We start from the raw sequence: 24,179 nt of genomic DNA on the forward strand, positions 1-24,179 counted from the left end.
ACACGCGCGGGGGGCGACCGGTCAATCGAACGACGCCTGCGGGTTGCCCGCCGCCAGTGCCTCGGCACGATTCGGTGCCGGCGGATAGATCCATTGCGTGTTGATCATCTGCTTGCGCGCTTTTCCTTCGGCATGCGTCAGCTTGATCTGCCGATCCCAGCCTTCCGAGTAAACAGCGCCCCAGTCGCCCAGGTCGACGCATGTCGCGTAGAACGGCTGCCGGTATGCCAGTGTCGGCGCACCGATCAGATCCGCCGCGACGTTGTGACCGCCGAATTGCCCCATCACGATCGCGTGCTGGCACGACATCAATGCATCGTGCCCGTCGTCGTCGCAGCGCGCCCGCGCCACGTCTCCCGCAACAAACACATGCGGCGCTTCTGCCACGCGCAGATCCGCTGCGACTTCGACGCGCCCGAGCGGGTCGAGGTGCGACGAGACCTGGGCGGCCAGCGTGCTCGCCTGCATTCCGCCCGCCCAGATCACGGTCATGGCTTCGACGTGCGTGCCCGACGCGGTCCGAACACCGTCGGCCGCGACCGACACGACGCGCGATCCGAGCACGGTCTCGATGCCCAGCGACGCGAACGCTTCGGCCACATACGGTCGAGGATTGGGGCCAAGATCGGGGCCGATCTCGGCCTGCGCGCCGATCACGACGACACGGCTCGTCGCATCCGGACCCAACACCTCGCGCAAGCGCCCGGGCAACTCGGTGGCCACCTCGATACCCGTGAAGCCGCAGCCGACCACCGCGACCGTATTGCGTGCCGGCGATGCCGGCAGTTTCGCGAGCGCCGCGAAGTGGTCGTTGAGCGCGACGGCATCCTCGATGCAGTCGACCGAGAACGCGTGCTCCGCGAGCCCCGGCACCGGCGGTCGGCCCAACTTGCTGCCGCTCGTCAACAACACCCTGTCATACGCAAGCAATCGTCGCTGGCCGTTGGCGCATGTGACGCCGACCGTTTTCTCGCGGACGGAAATCTCTTCGACGCGACCTTCGAGAAACTTCACGCCGACGGCATCGAGCAGCGGCAACAGCGGTGCAGCCATCCGCTGCGGCTCGCGTTCGTACAGACGCGGCCGGATCTGCAGTTCCGGTTTCGGGGAGATCAGCGTGATCTCGACGTCGCCGCTCGTCACTCCGGCGCCATCCAGCACGCGAGCCGCGCCCAGTGCGCCCCATACGCCGGCAAAGCCGGCACCCACAATCAGGATCTTCTGCGACATGATCATTGCCCTCGGTTGATGTCGATGGCGGCAACGCGCCGCGCGAAGTCATCCTAGGTCGACACGGCATTGCGCAGTAGATCCGCAGTTGTGCTCACGATGTTGCCGCTTCGGCACCAATCCATCACATGTCGCCCCGATCGATCGCAGGCATGATGTCGACGCACGATCGCACGTGATTCGAACATCGTCTTCGTCACTCACCTGAATCAACGATGAGGCAAATAAAATGCATCTGGGGAAATCGTACAGACTATCGGAGTTCCTGATCTGGACGCGCTGGAAAATCTACGAACTGCTCATCTTCGGTTCCGTGCCGGTTGTCCTGTATCAATTCTTCTCCGTGACATGGCTGTCGATACCGCTGACGATCGTGGCACTTCTCGGGACCGCGACATCGTTCATCGTCGGTTTCAAGAACGTCCAGACCTACAACCGTGCAATGGACGCGCTGGAAATCTGGACCGATATCCTGAGCAAGAGCCGCCGCTGGGGCCAGCTCACCCGCGACTTCGTCACCGACGACGAGATCGCCCGCAAACTCGTCTATCGGCACCTTGCCTGGCTGACCGCGCTGCGATACGAGCTGCGTCGCCCCCGGATCTGGGAAAGCACGAACAAACGCTACAACGCGGAGTACCGCCGGTTCTATCGCGTTCCCGAATGGGAACATGACATCCGGGAACTCTTGCCCAAATACCTGTCTTCCTCCGAAACGGCGCAGGCGCTCTCCTCTGCTTCCATCGCGACGTTCGTGCTGAGCCTGCAAGGCACCTCTCTCAGGACGCTTCACATGGCCGGCCAGCTGAATTCGAGCTTCTACATGGAGCTTCAAAAGACGATCGGCGACTTCATCGATCTCCAGGCCAGATCCGAACGTTTCAAGAACTTTCCGTATCCGCGCCAGTACGCGACCGTCAGTTCCCTGTTCGTCCGGTTCTTCTGCCTGTCCCTTCCGTTCGGTTTGCTGAACGAATTCAACCGCCTGAACGATAGCGTGAGCGGCTTCATGCACGGCAACATGGTCTGGCTGGTCGTGCCGTGCAGCGTCGCCGTTTCCTGGATGTACACCTCGCTCGAACAGGTCGGCGAAAGCACGGAGAACCCGTTCGAAGGCGGCGCCAACGACGTACCCATTTCGACGCTGTGCGGCACGATCGAGCGCGACCTGAAAGCGATGCTCGGCGAACCTGCGCGCGATCCGTCGAGCCGCACGGTCATCGCGCTGTAGCGCGTAGGGTACCTTGCGTCGCGCCGTCCTCCCTCCGTCGATTGTTGCCGCCGAGACAACATGATGAGGTCGCTCGCGACGCTACTGCCGCGCGGGCACATCGCCTACGCTTGGCGCTGACGGTGGCCGTGCATGCATGCCCGATCCCTTCCGGGAAACGAACACGACACCGCAAGCGCAACGTGCGACCCGCGCGGCCGTCTGCGCCGCCTTGCGTCTTCGCGCGTCATTGGTCGCGGCAGCACACGCTGTTGCGACGGGTGTGATCCAGCACTTCACCAACCGAGGAACGATCCGTGACAGAAGAAGATATCCGCAACAACGCGTTTGCGATGCCCGTGCACAATCCCGCGTATCCGCGTCCGCCCTTCCGCTTCGTCAACCGGGAGTATTTCATCATCTCGTACGAAACGGACATGGACGCCCTGCGGGCCGTCGTTCCCGAACCGCTGACGGTCGACCGGGCCGTCGTCCATTACGAGTTCATCCGCATGCCCGATTCGTCGGGCTTCGGCGATTACACGGAAAGCGGCCAGGTGATCTCCGTTCTGGACGAGGACGGCACACGAGCCAACTTCACGCACGCGATGTACCTCGATGACGAAGGCCCGATCGCCGCCGGACGGGAAATCTGGGGATTTCCCAAGAAGCTGGCGTCGCCGCGGCTCTGCGTCGACGGCAAGGACACGCTGCTCGGCACGCTCGACTACGGCACGCAGCGCATCGCCACCGGAACGATGGGTTACAAGTACCGCGCGCTCGACACGGAAGCCGAGCGCCGCAAGCTCGCCGACACGCCCAACTATCTGCTCAAGGTCATTCCGCACGTCGACGGCTCGGCGCGCATCTGCGAGCTGGTGCGCTTCTTCTTGCGCGATGTCGACGTGATCGGTGCATGGGAGGGGCCCGCCGCGCTCGAACTGCATCCGCATGCGCTCGCGTCGGTGGCCGACCTGCCGGTTCGCAAGGTGATCGGCGCGCGTCATGTCATCGCCCATCTCACGCTCGATATCGGCGAAGTCGCGTACGACTATCTCGCCCCCGCCGAGTCGTTGAAGCTCGCGGTCAACCAATAACCCCCTGGAGGACGTATGGCACTGAATGACAAGGTCGCGCTCGTGACGGGCGCAGCAAGCGGCATCGGCGATCTGTGCGCACGCAAGCTCGCGGCAGACGGCGCGACGGTCGTGATCGCCGACCTGAATCTTGCGGCCGCACGGAAGGTTGCGGACGAGATCGTCTCGGCCGGCGGCAAGGCATTGGCGATCGCGATGGACGTCACCAGCGAGGAAGCCGTCGACGCCGGCATGGCCGAAACGGTGAACCGGCTGGGCGGCATCGACGTGCTCGTGTCGAACGCGGGCATCCAGATCGTCAACCGGATCGAGGACTACGCATTTTCCGACTGGAAGAAGATGCTGGCCATTCATCTCGACGGTGCATTCCTGACGACGCGTGCCGCCATCCGGCACATGTACGCGGCGAACAAGGGCGGCACGGTGATCTACATGGGCTCGGTGCATTCGCACGAAGCCTCACCGCTGAAGTCCGCCTACGTGACCGCGAAGCACGGCTTGCTCGGTCTCGCGCGCGTCGTCGCGAAAGAAGGCGGGCCGCGCGGCGTACGCGCCAATGTCGTCTGCCCGGGCTTCGTCAGGACGCCGCTGGTCGACAAGCAGATTCCCGAGCAGGCGAAAGTGCTGGGCATCTCGGAACAGCAGGTCGTCAAGGACGTGATGTTGCGGGAGACGGTCGACGGCGAATTCACGTCGGCGGCCGATGTCGCGAACACGGTCGCCTTCCTGGCCGGCTTCGAGTCGAATGCGCTCACCGGGCAATCGATCGTCGTCAGCCACGGCTGGTTCATGCAGTAAGGAGAACATCATGCATTCGAGCCAGCGCAACAAGCTGAAGCAGCCCCATCGCATCACGCTCCCCGCTTATGACGAAGTCGGACTCGTGCTGCAGGGTGGCGGCGCACTCGGCTCATACCAGGCCGGCGTGTATGAAGGCATGGCCGAAGTCGGCGTGGAGCCGACGCGAATCGCCGGCGTATCGATCGGTGCGCTGAATACCGCGATCATCGCCGGCAATGCGCCCGCGGACCGGACGGAGGCGCTGCGCGGCTTCTGGAACACCATCAGTCAGCCGACCGATCCGTTCGCTCACGTCGGCGCATGCATGTCGGCGTGGCCCGGGCTCGCCGACGTGGGGCGCAGGTGGTCGAGCGCTTGGGCCGCCACACGCACGCTGATGGAAGGCCAGGACGGATTCTTCTCGCCGCGCATGCACGCGCCGTTCGCCGGGTTCGGCGCAAGGCGTCCCGATCAGGTCAGCTATTACGACACGTCGGCGTTGCGCGAGACGCTGTTGCGGTACGCCGACTTCGACCGCATCAACGACGGGAACATTCGTGTTTCCGTCGGAGCGGTCAATGTGCGGACGGGCAATCTCGTCTATTTCGACAATACGAAGATGCGCCTGGCACCGGAGCATTTCATCGCTTCCGGCGCGCTGCCGCCGGGCTTTCCGGCCGTCGAGATCGACGGCGAGTTCTACTGGGACGGCGGCCTCGTTTCCAATACGCCGCTCACCGAGATCATCCGGGAAAGCCAGCACAAGGACACGCTCGTTTTCCAGCTCGATCTGTGGAGCTCGCGCGGCAAGTTGCCGGGCAACTTCCTCGATGTCAGCGAGCGCACCAAGGACATTCAGTACTCGAGCCGCACGCGCGCGATCACCGCGTTCATGTCGCAGAACCAGAAGCATGCGCAGATGATCAAGGCGCTGCTCGAACATATTCCCGAACACGTGCGGCTTGCACACCCGCTGCTGCGGGAAGCGCAGAAGACGGCGGATGGTAGCGCGGTGAACGTGGTGCACCTGATCTACAAGAACAAGGCGTTCGAGGGGCACTACAAGGACTATGAGTTCAGCAAGGACACGATGCGCGAGCACTGGGCAAGCGGTCTCGAGGATATTCGCCGGTCGTTCGGCCACCCGGAGTGGTTCGAGGTTCCGAGCCGGGAGATCGGCTTCGTCACGCGCGACGTGCACCGCTATCGGCACGACGTCGACGAAGCCGGCAACCTCAGCAGGCATGCCGCTCCCGCGGAACACCTTGCGCCGGAGAAGGAATCGTCCGTCGCCGGGTAACCCGTATCGACGCCAGCCGCGGGCGAGCCAGGCGGTCGGCCGCGGGCCGGCGACGCGTGACCGGCGGCCCGCCGGCGCCGTTCCCGACTCGCGGTACCGCGCCTGCAGGACCGCTTCAGGCGGCGCAATGACCGATCGTCGAGATCGCGCATGCGCCCGCCGCAAGGAGAGCACCATGATGTCGCATGAAATGATCGCGAGGTACGGCACGCTGGTCGTATTCCTGAACGTGCTCGGATCGTCGCTCGGCCTGCCGCTGCCTGCCATTCCGACCTTGGTCACAGTGGGCGCGGGCATCGCGCTCGTGACCCATGTCGCGTCGTCGGCGCTGCTGCATTTCTCGGCGCTACTGGCCGCCGCCGTGGTTGGCGGCCTGCTCGGCGACCTGGTCTGGTACCAGGGTGGGAAGCGCTACGGCAAGCGCACGCTTCACACCGTCTGCAAACTGACGCCGTCGCGCGACGCGTGCGTCCGGACGACCGAGCGCTTTTTCGGCCGCTGGGGCGTTCGCGTGCTCGTGGTCGCGCGGTTCGTACCCGGCCTGTCGCTCGTGGCCGTTCCGCTTTGCGGCGCGATGGCCGTCAGGTTGCGCGCCTTTGTCCTGCACGATTGCGTCGGCATCGCGCTGTGGGCGTCGATCGGGCTGGCCATCGGCACGCTGTTCGCGTCGCAGATCGACGCGGTCTTCGCCTTTGTCGCCCGTCTCGGCTGGCACGTGCTCATCGTGATCGCCATCGCACCGCCGCTGTATTTCGTGTACGGATATTGCCGCCGGCGAATGCTGGCAAGCGCGCTCGGGAAAGCGCGGATCAGCGCGGGCGAACTGCATGCGCTGCTCGCGAACAATCCGCGGCCGGCCGTGATCGATATCCGTTCCGCCGAGCGGAGAATGCTCGATCCGTTCGTCATTCCGGGCGCGGTGATCGGCGATGAACGCAAGCCCCGCCAGATCATGGAGCGCTATGGCACGAACCGGACGCTCGTCATCTATTGCGCGTGCCCGCACGAAACGTCTGCCGCGTCGGTGGCCAGGCAGTTGCGGCTGTCCGGCGTCAAGCTCGCCCTGCCGCTCACCGGCGGTATCGATGCGTGGCGCGTCGCGGGCTTCGACGTGGAACCGATGGTCGCGATGAACGACGCGGCAATCGGCCCGGAAAAGCAGAAAGCCTTCACGTATTGACTCCGTGGCCCCGTGGCGCGCCCGGGTTCCCGGGCAGCGTGGTATCGCACCGTTGGCGGCCTGCGGGCCGCCGATTCGGCTGGCGACCGACAACACCGCCATGACGCCTTCATCCGCTCGTGCAGCGCGCGCCGGACATTGGTATCGCAACCTTCCCTCCCCCAGCTTCACGCCTCTTCCCGGTCGCATCCTCGGCAGACCTGACACGGCTTTCTCGATCACAGTTGCGCCATGCGGCGACTGCACCGCTTGTCGCAAACCTGCTGGCAAGACGACCTGTCGTTCGGATTGCGGGTAACGCGTCCCTTCCGCCGCTGCACGCCTGGCGGGCACATTCCCCGACACAGGCAGTGAGATCGGCGTAACGGACAAGCGATGTCAGCACGCTCGAAACGCCATCCGGCGCGTTTCCGTGACGATGAAGGCACGCGCTGGCCTCGAACGGCTTGATCACAGTTGGACGAAGCGTTTGAAGCACGGGGTGGCGGCTCCCTGCAACGATCCGGCCAGTCGGCCAAATGCGACGGCATGGTGGCCATCATGTTGACGGACACCATGCCGGGATCGACGCTCGCAGGTTTGGCACATCCCGACGCCGCGGCAGCCGGGCGATCGTCGCCGTGCGGTTCCGGCGGCCGCGTTCAGTGCCCGCCTGCCGCTATCCCGCCGCCGCCGCCCTTGACCGGCCGGGTGAGCCAGACCAGCGGAATGATGACGACGAAGATGATCGACGACACCCAGAAGATGTCGTTCAGTGCGAGCATCGCGGCCTGCGCGTTCAGCGAGCGTTCGAAGAAGGCCGTGGCCTGATCCACACCGCCGCCGAGCGTCGCCTGGAGCTGCGCGACGGCACTCGTGTAGGTCGGGTTGTTCACGCTCGATTGCTCGGCGAGCCGTGCATGATGCAGGATCGTCCGGTCGTTCCATCCGGTCGCGATCAGCGACGTGCCGACGCCGCCCGCGAACACTCGCACGAAGTTCGACAGCCCGGCGGCCGCCGGAATCCGGTCGGGCGTCAGGCCGGACAGAATGATCGCGGTGAGCGGCGTGAAGAAGAGCGCCATCGGAATGCCTTGCAGCAAGGTCGGCAGCACCAGCGTATACGGGTCGACGCCCGTCGTGTAATGCGAGCGCATGAAGAACACGCCCGCAAAGCCGACGAAGGCCAGCGTCGCGAGCACCCGCGCGTCCGACTTCGGCATGATCTTCGCCATCAACGGTGCCATCAGCACGGCGAAGATCCCGAGCGGCGCCGTCACGAGCCCGGCGTCCACCGACCGATAGCCGAGATAGCCCTGAATCCATTGCGGCAGGATCACGAGGTTCGAGAAGAACACCGCGTATGCGACCGAGATCGCAATCGTGCCGCCGCGGAAATTGCGCACCGCGAACAGGCGAATGTCGACGATCGGGTTCCGCTCGGTGAGCTCCCAGATCAGGAAGAACACGAAGCTGACGGCGGCGATCACGGCAAGCGTGCAGATCACGGGCGAGCTGAACCAGTCGAGGTCCTTGCCCTTGTCGAGCATGATCTGCAGCGTCGCCACCCACAGGATCAGCGACATCAGGCCGACCTTGTCGATGGGCAGCTTGCGCACCTGCGTCTCGCGGTCGCGATAGATCATCCACGTCACGCCGGCCGCGAACAGGCCGACCGGAATGTTGATGTAGAAGATCCACGACCAGCTGTAGCTGTCGGTGATCCAGCCGCCCAGCGCGGGACCGGCGATCGGCCCGACCGTCGCGGTCATCGACCAGAGCGCGAGTGCGGTCGAGCTCTTCTCCTTCGGATACGAACCCAGCAGGATCGCTTGCGAAAGCGGAATCAGCGGCCCCGCGACGGCGCCCTGCAGGACGCGCGCGGCGAGCAGCACGAGCAGGTTCGGCGCGACGCCGCACAGCCACGACGAGAACACGAACAGCACGATCGCGGCCACGAACAACCTGATCTGCCCGACGCGCTGCGTGAGCCAGCCCGTCAGCGGAATCGCGACGGCATTGGCCGCCGAGAACAGCGTGATCACCCACGTGCCTTCGTCGACGGATACGCCGAGGTTTCCCGAGATGGTCGGAATCGCCACGTTGGCAATGGACGAATCGAGCACGTTCATGAACGTCGCGAGTGCGACGGCGAGCGTCGCAAGGACGAGCTTGCCACCCGTCAGCGGCGGCGGTGCGGGTTGCGTTGAGGAATTCATCTCGCTTCCAGTCTGAAGTTGCGACTGTGCCGGCGTGTCGAGCCGGCCAGTCGGACGATTGAATCGACCGGGGCGCGACAGCGACGCGCACCGGGTCGACGATTCAGCTTGCGCGCTGCGCGGTGTCGCGCGCATCGCGCGCGACCCTTGCGTCGCGCTTGCCGGAAGCCGCCGGCGCGCCGGTTTGCGCCGCCGCATGCTCGCCGACGACGTTGCGCGCGATGATCTTCTCGATCTCGGCATCCGCCTGTGCGCCGTATTCGGCAAACACGTCGGTGCGATACGACGTGTTGATCGCCGCACCGAGCTGCGGGCCCGTGTCGTCGCGCGTATCCACGTCGACATCCATCGACAGTCCGATACGCAGCGGATGCGCGTCGAGTTCCGCCGGATCGAGCTGAATGCGCGCGGGCAAGCGCTGAACGATCTTGATCCAGTTGCCCGTCGCGTTCTGCGCGGGCAGGCTGGCGAATGCGCTGCCCGTGCCCGCCGAGAAGCCGACCACGCGGCCGTGATACTTGACCTTTGCGCCGTATACGTCGGCCGTCATCGTGACCGGTTGACCGATGCGCATGTTGCGTAACTGGCTTTCCTTGTAGTTCGCGTCGACCCACACACCGTCGAGCGGCACGATCGCCATCAACGGCGTGCCGGGCGACACGCGCTGTCCGACCTGGACCGAACGCTTCGCGACATAGCCGGTGACGGGCGCGGGCAGCACGTTGCGTGCGTACGCCAGATAGGCGTCGCGCACCTTCGACGCGGCCGCCTGTACATTCGGGTGCTGATCGATCGTCGTACGGGCAGTCAATGCGCGGTTGGCGGCCGCCTGTTGGCGGGCGGCGTCGAGCGCGGCCCGCGCGGCCGCCACGGTGTCGCGTGCGTGCGCGATATCTTCCGCAGACACCGCCCCCGTATCGGCAACGGCTGCGCGGCGGCGCAGATCGTCCTGGGCACGGACGAGATCGGACTGCTTCTGCGCGACGTTCGCGGCATACAGATCGTCGTTCACGTACAGACTGCTCACCTGGCGCACGGTCTGGCCCAGTGCCGCTTCGGCGTTGCCGAGCGCGACTTTCGCATCGGCGGCGTCGAGCGTGACGACGGGATCGCCCGCCTTCACGATCTGCGTATCGTCGGCGTTCACGGCGACGACGGTGCCCGCCACCTGCGGCGTCAACTGCACGAGATTGCCGCTGACGTACGCGTCGTCGGTGGATTCGTGATAGCGCGCAACCGTCAGGTAGTACACGCCATACGCAACCGACGCCGCGACGACCGTCACGCCGAGCAGCGCCAGCAGCAGCCGGCGCCGGCGCGTCGAGCCGGCGCTCGCGACATCGTCGCCTCCAGACGGTGAAGCGTCACGATTCATGCGGGGGGCATCGACCGGCTTGCGCACCGGCGGATTGATTTCGCTCATTTTCATTCTCCAGGCAGATTCGATCGATCGCCGCTCAGCGCGCGGCGACAGCAGGCAGGGTCGTTCCGCGCGCGTCGGCACGCGCCGCGGCGCCGGTGCCTGCGAATGACGTGTCGACGAAACCGCCGCCCAGCGCGGAAGCGAGCGCGATCTGACGATCGCGGCGGTCCATGCGCAGATTCGCGACGCTCTGATCGGCGGAAAGCGCGTTGACGTCGGCATTCAACACGGTCAGTTGATTCGTCAGGCCGGCCTTGTACTGGGTGAGCGCAAGCGCGGCCGCCTTCAGCGCGGCCTGCTGCGCGGTCTGCGCATCGACCAGCTGTGCGTCCGTCGAACGCACGTCGGCGACTTGCGTCGCGACCTCGCTCAGCGCGGTGACGAGCGCCTGGTTATAGGTCGCGACGGCAAGATCGAAGTCCGCGTAGCGTCCCTTCAGTTGCGCGCGGAGCGCGCCGGCGTCGAAGATCGGCAGGTGGATGGCCGGCCCGACCGACGCGGTACGGCTCGCCGCCGTCAGGAAGCGCCCGAAGCCAAACGCATCGAGTCCGATCGCGGCGCTCAGGTTGATGTCGGGATAAAACTCGGCTTTCGCTTCCTTCACGTCGTGCGCGAGCGCATCGATACGCCACCGCGCGGCGACGATGTCGGGGCGCCGGCTCACGAGATCCGCGGGCAGATTGTCGGGCAGGCGCACCTCGTTGCCGGTGCCGAGCGTCGGGCGCGCGATCCGCAGCCCGCGATCGGGACCGGCGCCGATCAACGCGGCGATCTGGTAGCGCGTCGCGAGCATCCGGCCATCGAGCGATTTCAGCAATGCACGGCTCGTCGCGAGATTCGCGCGGGCGGTCTCGCGCTCGACCTGCGTGTCGAGCCCCGTCGCGATTCGGCCCACGGCGATGCGATCGATCCGTTCGCGCCGATCGATCTCCTGTTGCGCGATGTCATGCAGCAGGTGCAGGCGTGCAAGCTCGTTATAGGTGCGCGCGATCGCCGTCGCGAGTGTCAGCCTGACCGCTTCCGCGTCGGCGCGGCTCGCCTGCAGTCCGGACACCGACGCCTGCAGCGCCTCGCGTTTCTTGCCCCAGAGGTCGAGTTCATACGATGCGCCGAGGATGCCGCGATTCTCCGTCTGCCATGACCCGCCATACGGCGGCGGCACGAGCGCCGTTCCGGAAAACTGCTGGCGCGTGAGCGCGTAGCTGGCGTCGACACGCGGCATCGTCCCCGCTCGCGCGGATTCGCTATAAGCCTGGGCGGCCGCCACGCGCGCCCGCGCCTGGTCGAGCGTCGGGCTGCTCTTGAACGCCTCGTCGATCAACGATTTCAGCTGGCCGTCGCCGAACTGGTCGGCCCAATCCGCGGTCGGCCAATGTCCTTGCTCGAACGGCAGGCTCTGTTGCGTCGCGTCATGCTGCGGATCGGTCATCGTCGCATCGCCGTGAATGCCGGCGTAGTTCACGCATGCCGACAACGTGCCTGCGACGATCACCGGCATCCCGGACTTGAATGCGCGCGCCGCATGCCGGCCCGCGATCGAGAGAATGTTCAATGCGGGTTCCTTCACCAGTGCGTACAGCGCCCGGATGCCGATCCACGGATTCCGCAAGCCGCGGCATACCTGCTCGCTGTGCCCGACGCCGCGCACGCACCAGCTGCAGAAGTGCTCGCAGTTGTTCGTCAGAAGCCGGTAGCGGTCCTCGCCGACGCGAGACCTGGCGCGCTCGACGACCGCCATCCCGGTATAGACGGCATCCGGTTCCGCCTGAACACGGATGTCCTCGCGCGCGGCGAAGCGACGCAACGGAATGCATTCCACCGGACAGCGTCGTGCGGAATGGTGGAAGCCGCCATAGTGAATGACCAGTCCGTCCCCTGCGTAGATGCCGTGATGCGCATAGCCGTCACGGTCGCTGACGAGATGCGCGCCTGCGTCGATGCCGGGTGCCGCATCGATCGGCACGCGCGACGCCGTCGACGAGTCGAATTTCAAAGTGTCCATCGCAAGCCTCCGATTGCGTATGTGTGCCGCATGTCGCGTCACCGATGGGCCGCTTGCGTGCGCAAGCCGAAGATCGGCCGCATTGCCTTGCCGTCATACTAGGAGCCGCATGCATGCTCAGGTAGACCCGTATCCGAACACTTTCCCGTTCCTCATCGGCACCAATCGGCCGCACCACTGCAGTCGGTGCAAAGACCGACGCAACCGCTGCCCGGCGGTCCTGCCGCATTGGTGCAAAGAGGGCAACACCATGCATCCCTGGTTGATCTGGCCGGGCGGCGCGTCTTTGCCTAGCATGCAAGAGCGCTGGGGCCATCCTTCGGATGGCGGTCATGGGGAACGACCTGCAGGCGAGGACTGCACCATTGCGCCGATTCGCTTCGACACAAGACGCATCGTTCAGATCCGGACGGCTCGGAACGCGCGCGTCGGTCAATACAAGCATCCGGGAGGCATATGGAGAACGAGAGGTTGCAACCTCCGTCACTGACACTGCTCGACAAATACCGCGGGCGAGAATTCGCCACGCTCTACACCACCACGGTCACCGTCTCCGGCGGCCCATCAGGTCATGGCCGTGCATCGGGCGTCGCACGATCCGACGACGGCTGTCTCGCCCTCGATCTGCGATTGCCGACCGAACTCGGCGGGCCTGGTGGCGGGACCAACCCCGAACAGCTTCTCGCGGCCGGCTACGCCGCGTGCTTTCACGGCGCGCTGAGCCTGCTCGCGCAACGCGACCGGATCGACATCCGGGAAACGACCGTGGCTGTCGAAGTCTCGTTCGGTCGCGATCCGGTCGATGGCGGATATGCGCTGACCGCCAATGTCACCATCCGCATGCCGGGAGTGGACCAGCAGGTCGCGGAGCGTCTCGTCCGCGACACGGAGCGCCTGTGCCCCTATTCGAAGATGGCGCGGCAGGGAATCTGCAGTGTCGTCGCCGTGTCGGGGTAGTGAACGTCAACGGCGCGGCCACGCACCCGTCGTGCGATTGGTGCCGAAGCGGCAACATAGTGCGCACGTTGCGGGCACTACTGGCCCGCAAGTCCCGCGATTACGATGGTTTCCAGGGCGGTCGTGCAATGAATGGTCATATGCAGGATCGATAGTCCAGCTTCAGAAAATCAGGAGAACGGATCATGACGCAACGTATCAACTACTTTCAGCAATCGCCGGAGCTGACCAAGAAGCTCGTCGAACTCGACGGGCTGCTTCAGAAGACGACGATCGAGGTGCCGGTCCGCGAGCTCGTCGAGATTCGGGCGTCGCAGCTCAACGGCTGCGCGTTCTGCGTCGACATGCACATCAAGATGGCGAAGATCCACGGCGAGCGCGAACTGCGCGTGCATCACGTCGCGATCTGGCGCGAGTCGCCGCTGTTCTCGCCGCGCGAGCGTGCCGCACTCGAATGGACCGAGACGCTGACGCAGCTGTCGTCGCACGGTGTGGCGGACGATCTGTACGAACGCGTGCGGGCCCACTTTTCCGAGAAGGAACTGTCGGATCTCACCTTCCTCGTGGGGGCGATCAACAGCTGGAACCGGCTGAACGTCGCGTTCCGCATCGTGCCCGGCTCGTTCGACAAGATGTTCGGGCTCGACAAGGCCAACCTGGAGTAACGACATGAAACGCATCGTGCTCGCGCTTGCACCGCTTGCGCTGTCGCTGCTGATACCCGCTCAGCCGGCCGCCGCCGCACCGCAAGCCAACGTTACGCAGCTGACCACGGAACCCTTGCCCGAGTATCCGGGCAAGGAAGTCGAGATGATCGTCGTGGACTATCCGCCCGGCAGCGTCGATCCCGTCCATCGCCACGACGCACACGCATTCGTCTACGTGCTCGACGGCAGCATCGTGATGGGCCTGAACGGCGGCAAGGAGGTCACGCTACACGCCGGCGACACGTTCCACGAAGGCCCGGAAGACGTGCACACGGTCGGACGGAACGCCAGCAGCACGAAGCCGGCAAGATTCGTCGTGTTCCTGATCAAGAACAAGGGGGCGCCGGTCCTCACGCCCGTGAAGTAACGGAACCACTTGCGAGGCCCGGCAACACGCGGGCCGCGTCGTTGGTTTCAAGGGAAGCGACGAGTTGAATGCATGCCGCCGGGTATTAGTCCAAACTCGATCCGCCGTTGATATGCGGATCACTAACATACTGATTTAAAATTATAAATATTTAGGGCCGCAGTCCAGGGCTTGGCCCCGCTTAAGATCATCTAACCGGAAAGCGCACGGGAATCAAAGCCCCCGGTCGAGAGTCCTTGCTGCCCACTTCACAGTACCCCTTCAAAACCCGCTCAAACGCCTTGCCAGTTTGATACACTGCCTGACATTCACCCTACACACGAACAATTGCCTCCAGATAGTCGGCAATAAATCAAATTCAGTCTAATTGATTCCGAATGTTCGGATTTTAGAATTCCAATCACGCGTTAACTTTCGACGGAAAGGATCACGATTTATGGCAGTCGATCCGCAGGCACCTCAATCTGCCCACGTGCGTCTCGATCGTCATGTGACCTTTCTGAACGAAGACTCAGGCAATCTCGAGTTGCTGGCGGATACCGCGACTGCCGCATTTGACGCCCATCAGCCATGAGGGGCCGGTCGATGCCGGCACGATCCCCGTCGCCGGACGGGAATGTCAGCTTGGGCTCGCGATTGCATTCGGCTTGCCGGCGAGTTTTGCCGCCCTCTCGTTCGTCGGCCGGCAGTCCGACACCGAAAGGCGGGCCGCGCCCGTTGGACGTAACGCTCCGGGCGCATATCGACCTGTTGCTCGCGGCGGGCGTGACGGACGAGTTCCAGCTAACGCGCGCAACGGTCGAACATGTGCTGCCCCGGCAATTCGGCGACGAGCAGGTCAACGATCCGACGTTTCAGTCGATTGCGAATCGGGTGACGCAAGCCATTCTGGAAGACGGCAACCTCAAGGACGACCTGATGGCAGCATTTGCACTTCGAAAGTAACGTTCGTCGGACTGAGCCAACGCACTTCACGGGGGTAAATTGACAAGCGACCAAACCGCGCTCGACAGCGCATACAAGACCTACCTCCGCGACAGATCCGCGAGCACCGGACTCGCGCTGTGTCGGGCGCTCAGACTTTCCGGTCACGCAGAAGAAGCCATACGGGTGCTGAAAGAACTCGCAGACCGGGTTGAAGATCCGTTTTTTCGTGCGCAGATCGGTATTGACATGAACCTTCTCGGCCTTTTTCCGCAGGCCGAAACCCTATTGATTCAATCGCTCTCGGCGCTTCACCACGAACCTGACCTGAGAGCCTTGCAAGCTGAACTCGTGATCTCGCAGTACGCTCAAGGTCGTTTTCACGAGGCCCACGCCCTTAATCGCAGGTCGCGCGATGCTTGGGCGCGAGCCGGTGTGGTTTCAAATCCTTATCCGGCTCATACCAGCGAGTATCAGCGAATTGTCAAAAAATTCCTTCGATTTGACGAATCTGCCGCCGGGAAACGCGTACTCATCATTCAGGAAGGCGGCCTGGGCGATGTGATCATGTTTTCCCGGTACTTGCACTTGTTACGGGATGAAGGTGCTGCGACTATCGTATTACAGGCACCAGCCATTCTGGCGCCGATATTCGCCTCCTATAACTGGATCACAATTGTCGAGAACGCCAGCGATGCAATTGATCAAAGTGATTGCATCATCTGTACCTTTGATCTCTTTATCCGGTATCAAAAAACGCAATACTTCCCAAGCTGGGCAGAAGCCTATGTACATGCGCCGGCTGGACGAGAAATGGCGAAGCTTGCGGCTGACACTTTCAGCAATCGACGCAATGGAGTTCGCGAGATAGGCTTGATCTGGCGCAGCAATGCTGCGGTGCGTCATGAACCTTATCGGTCAATCTCGCTGCAGCAACTCGCCCCATTGTTCAGTTCGTCTGCGTGCCGTTTTCATGCGCTACAGTTCGGCACGATTACCGACGAAGAACATGCACTGCTGGATAAACACGGCATTGGCATCATTGGCGGCGAGCTGCGTGATCTCGGTGATACGGCCGTCATTCTCAATGAGCTGGATTTACTGATCACGGTGGATACGGGGCCGGCCCACCTCGCTGGAGCACTTGGACGGCCTGTATGGGTGTTGCTGTCGGCGGCATGCGACGAACGCTGGTACAACTGCCATCGCGATACGCCGTGGTACAGGTCCATGCAGCTATATCGGCAAGCAACACTCGGTGACTGGAGCAGGCCCGTATCGGAGATGGCCGGTGCTTTGGCTGGCAATCACGCAACAGGGTGATCGCAGCGCGGGAATCGCGTTGATGTCCCGCCTCGACGATGATTTGCCGGCCGTCATTCCATGCGGCGCAAAACTTCCCGCTCCGATCTCAATGCATCACGAACAGCCTCGGTGACACGCCGCCAGTTTCCGGGAGCCGCCTGCCGGAAAATTCGGACATTCGGATACCAGCGCCTCGTGTCGCTTTTCGTTCCCCTGCGCCCTTCCCGCGCGCCGAGCATGACCCACGCAGGCAGGCCCAGCGTGCCTGCCAGATGCACAGATGGTCAGATCCAGGGATGTCGCAAATAGACAGCAGCGACCGCGCCACGTGGTGCCACGGCAGCAGCGCGTCTACGCGGTTGGCCGAATGGTCGGCAATGCGCCAAGCATCATGTATTTTCCGGCGCGCGTGTGCCATACAGACGGCTTCATGGATGGTGCCGTGGTACTTGTCCGTCGGCGCTCGGCCTCTGATGCTACGAGCGGACGCAACGTTTCCTGAAGCGGGACGATCGATTTCACTCAAAAAGCCCGAGAAGCAACTTGTCATACGCTTCGATCTGCTTCGGATTGGTGGACAAAAACCGGCCGATTTTTTCTCGTTGCTGATTTCGATAATCCTGCCAACTCTCGTCGTGAAATTCGATCGCTCGCTCGAGTTGCCGACAGCCTTCATCCACGTCGTTCTTATTATAAAAGTAACCTAACTCGCGGCAGAGGTCGGCGTTATGAACCAGTGCGTAACCGTTCCAGCAAACATCGAAATAGAAATAATTCAGCGCAAGCCCTGATTGATGGGAGATGACAATATCTGTGAATTCCGAAAGAAACTGAGGCGTATTGTGGTACCCGACGAAGCTTATTTTTGAATCTCGCACAAGGTCCAGATGATGCACAACGCCGATGAATTCTGGGCTGCTTTTTGCAAGATGTTCCGTGTTCGTCGCATGCACATAGGATATTTTTGCGCCGAGCTTCCGGTAACCCAATTCCGCGATCAAGATCGGGTAGAGGCAAAACTTGGTGACGTCGATATTCGGCTCCATGACGGACAACCGCTTCGGTTGTCCGGTCGGGCGATACTCCCCGCGATGCGGGAGCGCGGCCGAACGTTCTTCCACGCAGATCGGATCCCAGACGAACGGTACTTCGCGAACAGGCTGACGCCGCAATACGCTGAAGTAGCCGGCGCTGGTATCGGCGACTTGCGGGATGATCCACACCTGGTCGTAACGCTGGTTGATGAATACCGTTTCAGCATGCCGCCTGCCGAAAATCATCGCTTGCATCATGTGCACGTATTCGGGACCGCAACAGTAGCTCACGACTTTCGTGCCACGCGCCTGCAGATACGCGGTTTGCTGTTGATCGATTTGGCCGCCGAGCTCGATAAGAACATCGAGCGAATCTTTCGCGTCGTCGAAGGAGCACACCGGAAACTGCCCGAGATCCCACGGAAGATCGGACGAGACCTTGACGCTCGTTGTGTTGACGAGCGTGACCTGATGACCGAGCGGCGAGTGCTGAAAGAGCTTCATCAGGTACAGGGCGTTCTGCTTGATGCCGTTGACCCAAAGGCTCTCCGTCGCGTGGTGAAGGCCGATTGTGATGCCGATGTGGAGTGATCGCGCTGAACTCATTGGGTCCCCGGTGTGCTCATCAAGTAGCGAACGAGATCATACCGCCCCCGCTTTTTCCGGGCGGTTAAAAACTGTCAGAATTTTGACCCTCGCGCTTTCCAACGGAACATGAGCTTGGGCGGGGGTCTGCGGCGGTTCTAATTGCACTCAGCCAATCCAGTGAACGGGCAAGATCCACAGCCATGACTTTATCGGCATCGAGATCGGGGGCGATCAACTCCGGCAGACGGACCGCCGCAAGAAGACTTGCGCCATGGCGGCTGCCGTAGCGAGCCACCGAGCGAGTCGGGACGAGCCGACAGCGGATTCCAGATTTCTCAACACTGCCATCGTCGATCAGACGTTCACTACCGATTCAATACATCGCCAACAAGAATATAAAATATCGAAAGCATTATTAATTCATACGAAAAAATGCCAACCAGAAATAATCAAGATAAATATTTAACAAAATAAGTTCCGACTCTCGTTTCATCTCCGCTTCACCTCGCCCATCCCGCTCGCCCCCACCGTTTCCCGCGTACCACAAAGCGCTCCCCCCTTCCCATCGACGCGACGCTATCGACGCCCCCCCAACGCACCCGACGAGATCATTTCAAATTTCTCACCAAACCCCGACTTGATTAACGAAGCCGACATGAAAAATTAATCAAACTGGAAATATCTTGTAATTATAAAAACGACCCTCTAGCATGCCTCTGCTGTTCGCGACATGTCTTATATCGAAGTCTTCACTTGATTCATTCCTCGAACAAACCCATTCATAATCTGGGGAATTACATGAAGAAACTGTCTCGACTGCTGCCCATCACCGCGATTACCGTCGCGAGTCTCAGCGCTTTTGCCCAGGCCGGCGACCAGTCGGCTGCGGTCGACAAAGCGCTGCAACTGATCCAGCAGAACCCTTCCGCCTTCAGCCTGGCTAGCGGCGGCACAGCACGGACGTTGAAGTTCGCGGGGCCGCAAGCGAACGCGCCGACGGACGGCGACCAGTTCCAGGTACGCGACGTGATCGTCGATCCCGACGGCACCGAGCACGTGCGCTTCGATCGCTTCTACGCGGGCCTGCCCGTGATCGGTGGCGACGTTGTCGTCCACTCGAGCAAGGGGCAGTTGAAGCAAGCGAGCCTGACCCAGCTCGCGCCGATCAATCTCGCCGCCACGATCGGCAAGGTCGGAAACCGCCCGGTGGTACGCAACGCACCCGACGTCGGCGCGACCAGGGCCAGGCACATCGCGGCCGCGCGTTTCAACTCGGACGTACGCCGCGTCGATGACGCGGAACTCGTCGTGTTCGCACGCGACGCCGCGCCGGCACTGGCCTACGCGGTGCGCGTATACGGCAAGGCGACCGATGTGCACGGCGATGCGGTGCTGTACTACGTCGACGCGCGTACCGGCGCCGTGCTCGACGCGCAAGACCTGATCAAGACCGCCGCCGCAACCGGTACCGGCCGCTCGCTGTACTACGGCAACCTGACGCTCACGACGGACCAGACCGGCACGAACGCATACCGGCTGCTCGATCCGAGTCGCGGCAGCGGCTCGGTCTACGACGGTCGCGGCCTGAGCTCGGACGATGTCGAGCAGGCAACCGACCTGCCGATCTTCACGAGCAGCACGAACGTGTGGGGCAACAACACGACGACCGACCGACAGACTGTCGCCGCGGACATCGACTACGGTCTTGCATTGACTTGGGACTACTACAAGACCACGCACAACCGCAACGGCATCTTCAACGACGGCCGCGGCGTGAAGAGCTACGCACACGTGGTATTCAACACCGGCAGCGGCACGACCGGCGCGAACGCGGCATGGCTGTCGTCGCACGTGATGGTATATGGCGACGGTGAACCGGGCACCCGGCTGCCGAAACCGGTCGTTTCGGTCGATGTGGCCGGGCACGAGATGAGTCACGGCGTGACCGAGGCCACCGCCAACCTGAACTATTCGGGTGACGCGGGCGGTCTGAACGAATCGACGTCCGACATTTTCGGCACGCTCGTGAAGTACTACGCGAACAACCCGAACGATCCCGGCAACTACGTGATCGGGGCGCGCGTGGTGAGCGGCGGCCTGCGCAAGATGTACAAGCAGGATCTCGACGGCCGCTCGTTCAGCTGCTACCCGTCCGGCGGTTTCTCGTGGTCGAATCCGCGCCACGATCCGCACTTTACGTCGGGCGTCGGCAACCGCTTCTTCTACCTGCTGTCGGAAGGCCCGGTGGTGCCGTCGACCGACACCGGCCTGTCGAGGACGCAACTGGTCTGCAACGGCGACACGACCTTCAGCGGCCTCGGTCGCGAGAAGGCCGGCAAGATCTGGTACCGCACGCTGACCGTTTACCTGAACGCCAACTCGAGCTACCCGAACGCGCGACGTGCGTCGATCCAGGCAGCGAACGACCTGTATGGCGCGAACTCGGCCGAAAGCGCAACGGTCGCACGCGCCTGGAGTGCGGTCGGGGTGAATTGACGGCGCGTACGTGAGCCCGTCGAATGCCCGGAGATCGCGTAGCAGCGCTTCGGTACTTCGCTTCGAAGGAAAGCGAGCCGGACCGAACGAGGTCACGCGACGCTCAGGCGAATGACGCGCCGGGATCGATCAACCGTCTGCGATTGCAGGCGGTTGATCGACGGACAATGTCTTCTGGCTACCCGACTTCGGACTCGCGAAAGCGACACCGACTGGCAGGCAGTCGCCTCCGATCATCCAAGCGCCCTCGCCGCCTGCGCCACCGCATCGTAGCGGTCCATCCTCATGCGCCCCAGTTGCGCGGTCACGGCGTCCAGAATATCGCGTGCGGCGCGCTCCGGCCGGCCGCTGTCGAACGGCGGCGCCGGCGCGTACTCGATGCACAGCTGCACCGACTGCGCATGCACGGCCCCCGCAATTTCCGCCATCACCGTCAGCGCCATGTCGATGCCCGCCGTCACGCCGCCGCCGGTGATCAGATTCCCGTCGCGCACCACGCGTGCCTCGTCGACGGTCGCGCCGAACGCCGGCACCAGATCGCGCCATGACCAATGACAAGCGGCCCGCTTGCCGCGCAGCAACCCTGCCGCGCCCAACAACAGCGAGCCGGTGCACACCGACGTGACATAGCGCGCGCCTTCTGCCAGCCGGCGCAGCTCGCGCACGTATTCCGCATCGCCCATCGCCTCGATCACGCCGAGGCCGCCCGGCACGCACACCAGGTCCGCGTGCGGGATGTTGGCCAGGCGCCGGACATTCGCGATCGTGAGGCCGCCGTCGGCCTCGATCGTCCCGCCCGTCGACGACGCCATCACGCATTGCGCACCGGGCAGGCGCAGGAAAACCTCGTAGGGGCCGGCGAAATCCAGTTGCGTGACGTTCTTGAACAGCGCGAAGACAACCACGTACGGTGCAGCAGTCATTGCAAGAATCTCCTGGTGGTGGATTGACACCCACAGGGTCGCGCTCTATCGTGCTGGCTGCAATGTCGCCCTTCCCCCTTTTCCTGCCATGCCTCACCGCGTCGCCGTACTCGTCTACCCCGACTTCCAGTTGCTCGACGCGGCCGGCCCCATTGCCGCGTTCGAAATCGCCGGCCGCTATCGCCAAGGCCACTACACGCTGCGCACCATCGCCGCGCAGGCCGGCCTCGTGCGCAGCTCGTCCGGTGTCAGCTGGGCCGCCGAGGCACTGCCTCCGGCCAGCACGATCGACACGCTGCTCGTCGCCGGCGGCGACAACATGGACGACCGCATGTCCGATCCGCGCCTGCTGCGCTTCGTGCAGCGCTGCGCGCGGCGCGGCACGCGCGTGACGAGCGTGTGCTCGGGCAGCCTGCTGCTGGCCGCGGCGGGCGTGCTCGACAATCGGCGCGCAACCACGCACTGGTCCTGCAGCGAACAATTTGCATGCCGCTTTCCCCAGGTGCACCTGGAGCCCGATCGCATCTTCGTGGAGGATGGTCCGTTCTGGACCAGTGCCGGCATCAGCGCCGGCATCGATCTCGCGCTCGCGCTGGTCGGCAACGACCTCGGCGAGCAGGTCGCGCGCCTCGTGGCGCGCCAGCTGGTGGTCTACTACCGGCGTCCCGGCGGACAATCGCAGTTTTCCGCGCTGATGGAGATGAACTGCGCGAGCGGCCGCTTCAAGCCACTGCTCGATCACGTCCGCCGCAACCTCGCGGCGCGTCACCGCGTCGGCGATCTGGCCGAACGCGCATGCATGAGCCCGCGCCACTTCGCCCGTGCGTTTCAGGCCGAAACAGGTCTCACGCCTGCAAAGGCCGTAGAAAAACTGCGCGTGGAAGCCGCGCGTGCTGCGCTCGAAAGCGGCGCGGTGTCGCTCCAGCGCGTGGCGCTCGAATGCGGCTTCGGCGACACCGAGAACCTGCGCCGCAGCTTCCAGCGCCTGCTGGGTGTCCCGCCATCGGCGCTGCGGGCGCGCTGACGCGCGATTCGCTTCACTTTTTCAGCGCCTTCTCCTCCCACCAATCCCAGGATTTCAACGCCTGGCGCGCGACCCTGCCGCCGAGATACGAGAGCGAGTCGCTCGTCATCGACAGCGACTTCCGGTTCACGATCCAGAAGTCCGTCAGCTCGGATTGCTTCCCGCCAAGCAGATCGGCGATGGTCCGGCCATTCAGATGCGTCAACGCGACACCATGACCGAAGCATCCGCCCGAATAGATGATGCGTTCGTCGTCGATGAAGCTGATTTCGGGCGCCATGTCCAACGTGACCGAGACCGGACCGCCCCATCGATAATCGATGCGTGTGTGCTTCAGTTGCGGGTAGATCCATTTCAGATGAGCTTCGCAATGCTGCCAGGCCAGCGGCGCGGAAACCTCTTCCGAAGCGGCTGTCCGGTACACGATCACGTCGCCGCCGCCCATGATGATCCGGCCGTCTGCGGTCGGCCTGAAGTAGTGCAGCATCTGCCGGTTGTCGCCGAATGATTGCCGGTCGCTCCAGCCGATGCTGTCCCATTGCGCAGCGCTCAACGGTTCGGTGACGACCTGATAGGTCCAGAGGGGATACTGGCGCGCGCGCAGCCGTTCCGGGCCGGGAACCTCGCGCGAGTATGCGTTGGTCGCGAGGACCAGCTTGTCCGCCTTGATCTTTCCGTGCGGGGTCGTGACCACGATCGCGGAAGATGTCCTTTCCATGTTCGTGACCTGGGTCGTCTCGTACACGGCAACACCGGCGGATTCCGCCAGGGACTTGAGCGCCCGCACCTGCTTGCAGGGATTGAGGTATCCCGTCCCGGACTCGTAGATGCCACCCGCAAAGCGTTCCGAATGGAAGTCCTGCTGAAACTGCTCCGCGCTGCGCCACACCATGTCCTCGTCGATGCCCAGCTTCTGAAACAACGCGTAGGTCTTCTGCAATCGGCCCAGTTGCTGCTTCGTATAAGTGGCGCGCACCAGCCCACTGTGGCGGTACTCCGACTGAATGTCGTTTTCCTCGATCAGTTGCCTGGTATGGGCTACCGCGAGCTGCAGATAGCGATGGGCATCGATCGTTTTCTGCTTGCCCCAGCGCAGCACGACCATCTCGGGTTCGAGACCGAACATCTTCGTGCTGAACCCTGCGTTGCGGCCGCTGGCGCCAAAGCCGACGATGGCGGCCTCAAGCACGACCACGCGTGCATTGGGGTGGTCTTTTTTGAACTGCCATGCGGTGTTCAGCCCCGTGAAGCCGCCGCCGACGATCGCGACGTCAACCTTGAGATCTTCCGTCAACGGCGGATTCGGTGCGTACTCGCCATACGCGTGCTGCCAGAACGATCTGCTTTGAAGCAGCGATGCTTGATCAAATGACATGGTGGTGTGTTCGCTTGACGGGATCAGACTCCGGAACAGCCCGGGCCGCTTTCATTGTT

At 63.2% G+C, this 24,179-nt stretch carries 20 protein-coding genes; 13 read left to right on the forward strand and 7 right to left on the reverse strand.

The features are described from left to right. Positions 1-21: 21 nt before the first annotated feature. On the reverse strand, positions 22-1,230 hold the full coding sequence (locus tag HWX87_RS25110; protein WP_176049778.1) for an FAD-dependent oxidoreductase: 1,209 nt from the start codon (positions 1,228-1,230) through the stop codon (positions 22-24). A gap of 229 nt (positions 1,231-1,459) precedes the next feature. Here HWX87_RS25110 and HWX87_RS25115 point away from each other — a divergent pair, with 229 nt between their 5' ends. The 5 genes from HWX87_RS25115 to HWX87_RS25135 all read left to right on the forward strand — a co-directional run bounded on the left by HWX87_RS25115 (position 1,460) and on the right by HWX87_RS25135 (position 6,797). After that, positions 1,460-2,461 (forward strand): bestrophin family ion channel, encoded by a 1,002-nt coding sequence (locus HWX87_RS25115; RefSeq protein WP_176049779.1) that lies wholly within the window; start codon positions 1,460-1,462, stop codon positions 2,459-2,461. A 296-nt stretch (positions 2,462-2,757) separates the two neighbouring features. After that, entirely contained in the window at positions 2,758-3,537 is a 780-nt protein-coding gene (locus tag HWX87_RS25120) for an acetoacetate decarboxylase (protein ID WP_176049780.1), read from the forward strand. 15 nt (positions 3,538-3,552) lie between these two features. Further along, positions 3,553-4,335: a 3-hydroxybutyrate dehydrogenase gene (locus HWX87_RS25125; protein WP_176049781.1), complete on the forward strand. Its 783-nt coding sequence runs from the start codon at positions 3,553-3,555 to the stop codon at positions 4,333-4,335. A gap of 10 nt (positions 4,336-4,345) precedes the next feature. Beyond that, positions 4,346-5,617 (forward strand): patatin-like phospholipase family protein, encoded by a 1,272-nt coding sequence (locus tag HWX87_RS25130; RefSeq protein WP_244137747.1) that lies wholly within the window; start codon positions 4,346-4,348, stop codon positions 5,615-5,617. A gap of 175 nt (positions 5,618-5,792) precedes the next feature. Beyond that, positions 5,793-6,797 carry a VTT domain-containing protein gene (locus HWX87_RS25135; protein ID WP_176049782.1) on the forward strand — a complete coding sequence of 335 codons (1,005 nt, stop codon included), beginning with the start codon at positions 5,793-5,795 and terminating at the stop codon, positions 6,795-6,797. Between the two features lie 641 nt (positions 6,798-7,438). On the opposite strand, the gene HWX87_RS25140 is transcribed toward HWX87_RS25135, so the two are convergent. The 3 genes from HWX87_RS25140 to HWX87_RS25150 form a co-directional block, all read right to left on the reverse strand. After that, positions 7,439-8,995: a DHA2 family efflux MFS transporter permease subunit gene (locus HWX87_RS25140; protein ID WP_176049783.1), complete on the reverse strand. Its 1,557-nt coding sequence runs from the start codon at positions 8,993-8,995 to the stop codon at positions 7,439-7,441. Between the two features lie 103 nt (positions 8,996-9,098). Continuing rightward, entirely contained in the window at positions 9,099-10,370 is a 1,272-nt protein-coding gene (locus HWX87_RS25145; protein WP_244137756.1) for an HlyD family efflux transporter periplasmic adaptor subunit, read from the reverse strand. Between the two features lie 82 nt (positions 10,371-10,452). Continuing rightward, complete coding sequence (locus tag HWX87_RS25150; RefSeq protein ID WP_176049785.1) at positions 10,453-12,420, reverse strand: efflux transporter outer membrane subunit; 1,968 nt, start codon at positions 12,418-12,420, stop codon at positions 10,453-10,455. 456 nt (positions 12,421-12,876) lie between these two features. Between HWX87_RS25150 and HWX87_RS25155 the strand changes: the two genes are divergently transcribed. From HWX87_RS25155 to HWX87_RS25180, 6 genes are all read left to right on the forward strand, one after another. After that, a complete protein-coding gene (locus HWX87_RS25155; RefSeq protein WP_176049786.1) occupies positions 12,877-13,377 on the forward strand; it encodes an Ohr family peroxiredoxin in 501 nt (166 codons plus the stop codon). Between the two features lie 185 nt (positions 13,378-13,562). Next, positions 13,563-14,042 carry a carboxymuconolactone decarboxylase family protein gene (locus HWX87_RS25160; RefSeq protein ID WP_176049787.1) on the forward strand — a complete coding sequence of 160 codons (480 nt, stop codon included), beginning with the start codon at positions 13,563-13,565 and terminating at the stop codon, positions 14,040-14,042. Between the two features lie 4 nt (positions 14,043-14,046). Continuing rightward, a complete protein-coding gene (locus HWX87_RS25165; RefSeq protein WP_176049788.1) occupies positions 14,047-14,451 on the forward strand; it encodes a cupin domain-containing protein in 405 nt (134 codons plus the stop codon). A gap of 436 nt (positions 14,452-14,887) precedes the next feature. After that, the gene (locus HWX87_RS25170; RefSeq protein WP_176049789.1) at positions 14,888-15,025 is read left to right on the forward strand and encodes a hypothetical protein; all 138 of its coding nucleotides are present in this window, start codon (positions 14,888-14,890) and stop codon (positions 15,023-15,025) included. Between the two features lie 143 nt (positions 15,026-15,168). Then, positions 15,169-15,396 carry a hypothetical protein gene (locus tag HWX87_RS25175; protein ID WP_244137748.1) on the forward strand — a complete coding sequence of 76 codons (228 nt, stop codon included), beginning with the start codon at positions 15,169-15,171 and terminating at the stop codon, positions 15,394-15,396. Between the two features lie 165 nt (positions 15,397-15,561). Beyond that, a complete protein-coding gene (locus HWX87_RS25180) occupies positions 15,562-16,698 on the forward strand; it encodes a glycosyltransferase family 9 protein (protein WP_176049790.1) in 1,137 nt (378 codons plus the stop codon). A 500-nt stretch (positions 16,699-17,198) separates the two neighbouring features. Here the strand turns inward: HWX87_RS25180 and HWX87_RS25185 are convergent, their stop codons facing one another. Beyond that, positions 17,199-18,320 carry a DUF2827 domain-containing protein gene (locus HWX87_RS25185; RefSeq protein ID WP_176049791.1) on the reverse strand — a complete coding sequence of 374 codons (1,122 nt, stop codon included), beginning with the start codon at positions 18,318-18,320 and terminating at the stop codon, positions 17,199-17,201. Between the two features lie 780 nt (positions 18,321-19,100). Between HWX87_RS25185 and HWX87_RS25190 the strand changes: the two genes are divergently transcribed. Then, on the forward strand, positions 19,101-20,798 hold the full coding sequence (locus HWX87_RS25190; RefSeq protein WP_176049792.1) for a M4 family metallopeptidase: 1,698 nt from the start codon (positions 19,101-19,103) through the stop codon (positions 20,796-20,798). A 233-nt stretch (positions 20,799-21,031) separates the two neighbouring features. Here the strand turns inward: HWX87_RS25190 and HWX87_RS25195 are convergent, their stop codons facing one another. Beyond that, complete coding sequence (locus tag HWX87_RS25195; protein WP_176049793.1) at positions 21,032-21,721, reverse strand: DJ-1/PfpI family protein; 690 nt, start codon at positions 21,719-21,721, stop codon at positions 21,032-21,034. A gap of 88 nt (positions 21,722-21,809) precedes the next feature. Here HWX87_RS25195 and HWX87_RS25200 point away from each other — a divergent pair, with 88 nt between their 5' ends. Continuing rightward, positions 21,810-22,745 (forward strand): GlxA family transcriptional regulator, encoded by a 936-nt coding sequence (locus HWX87_RS25200; RefSeq protein WP_176049854.1) that lies wholly within the window; start codon positions 21,810-21,812, stop codon positions 22,743-22,745. Between the two features lie 13 nt (positions 22,746-22,758). Here the strand turns inward: HWX87_RS25200 and HWX87_RS25205 are convergent, their stop codons facing one another. Beyond that, entirely contained in the window at positions 22,759-24,120 is a 1,362-nt protein-coding gene (locus HWX87_RS25205; RefSeq protein ID WP_176049794.1) for an FAD-binding oxidoreductase, read from the reverse strand. Positions 24,121-24,179: the final 59 nt, after the last annotated feature.

This window comes from Burkholderia sp. BCC1644 (assembly GCF_902833225.1).
Lineage (GTDB): Bacteria > Pseudomonadota > Gammaproteobacteria > Burkholderiales > Burkholderiaceae > Burkholderia.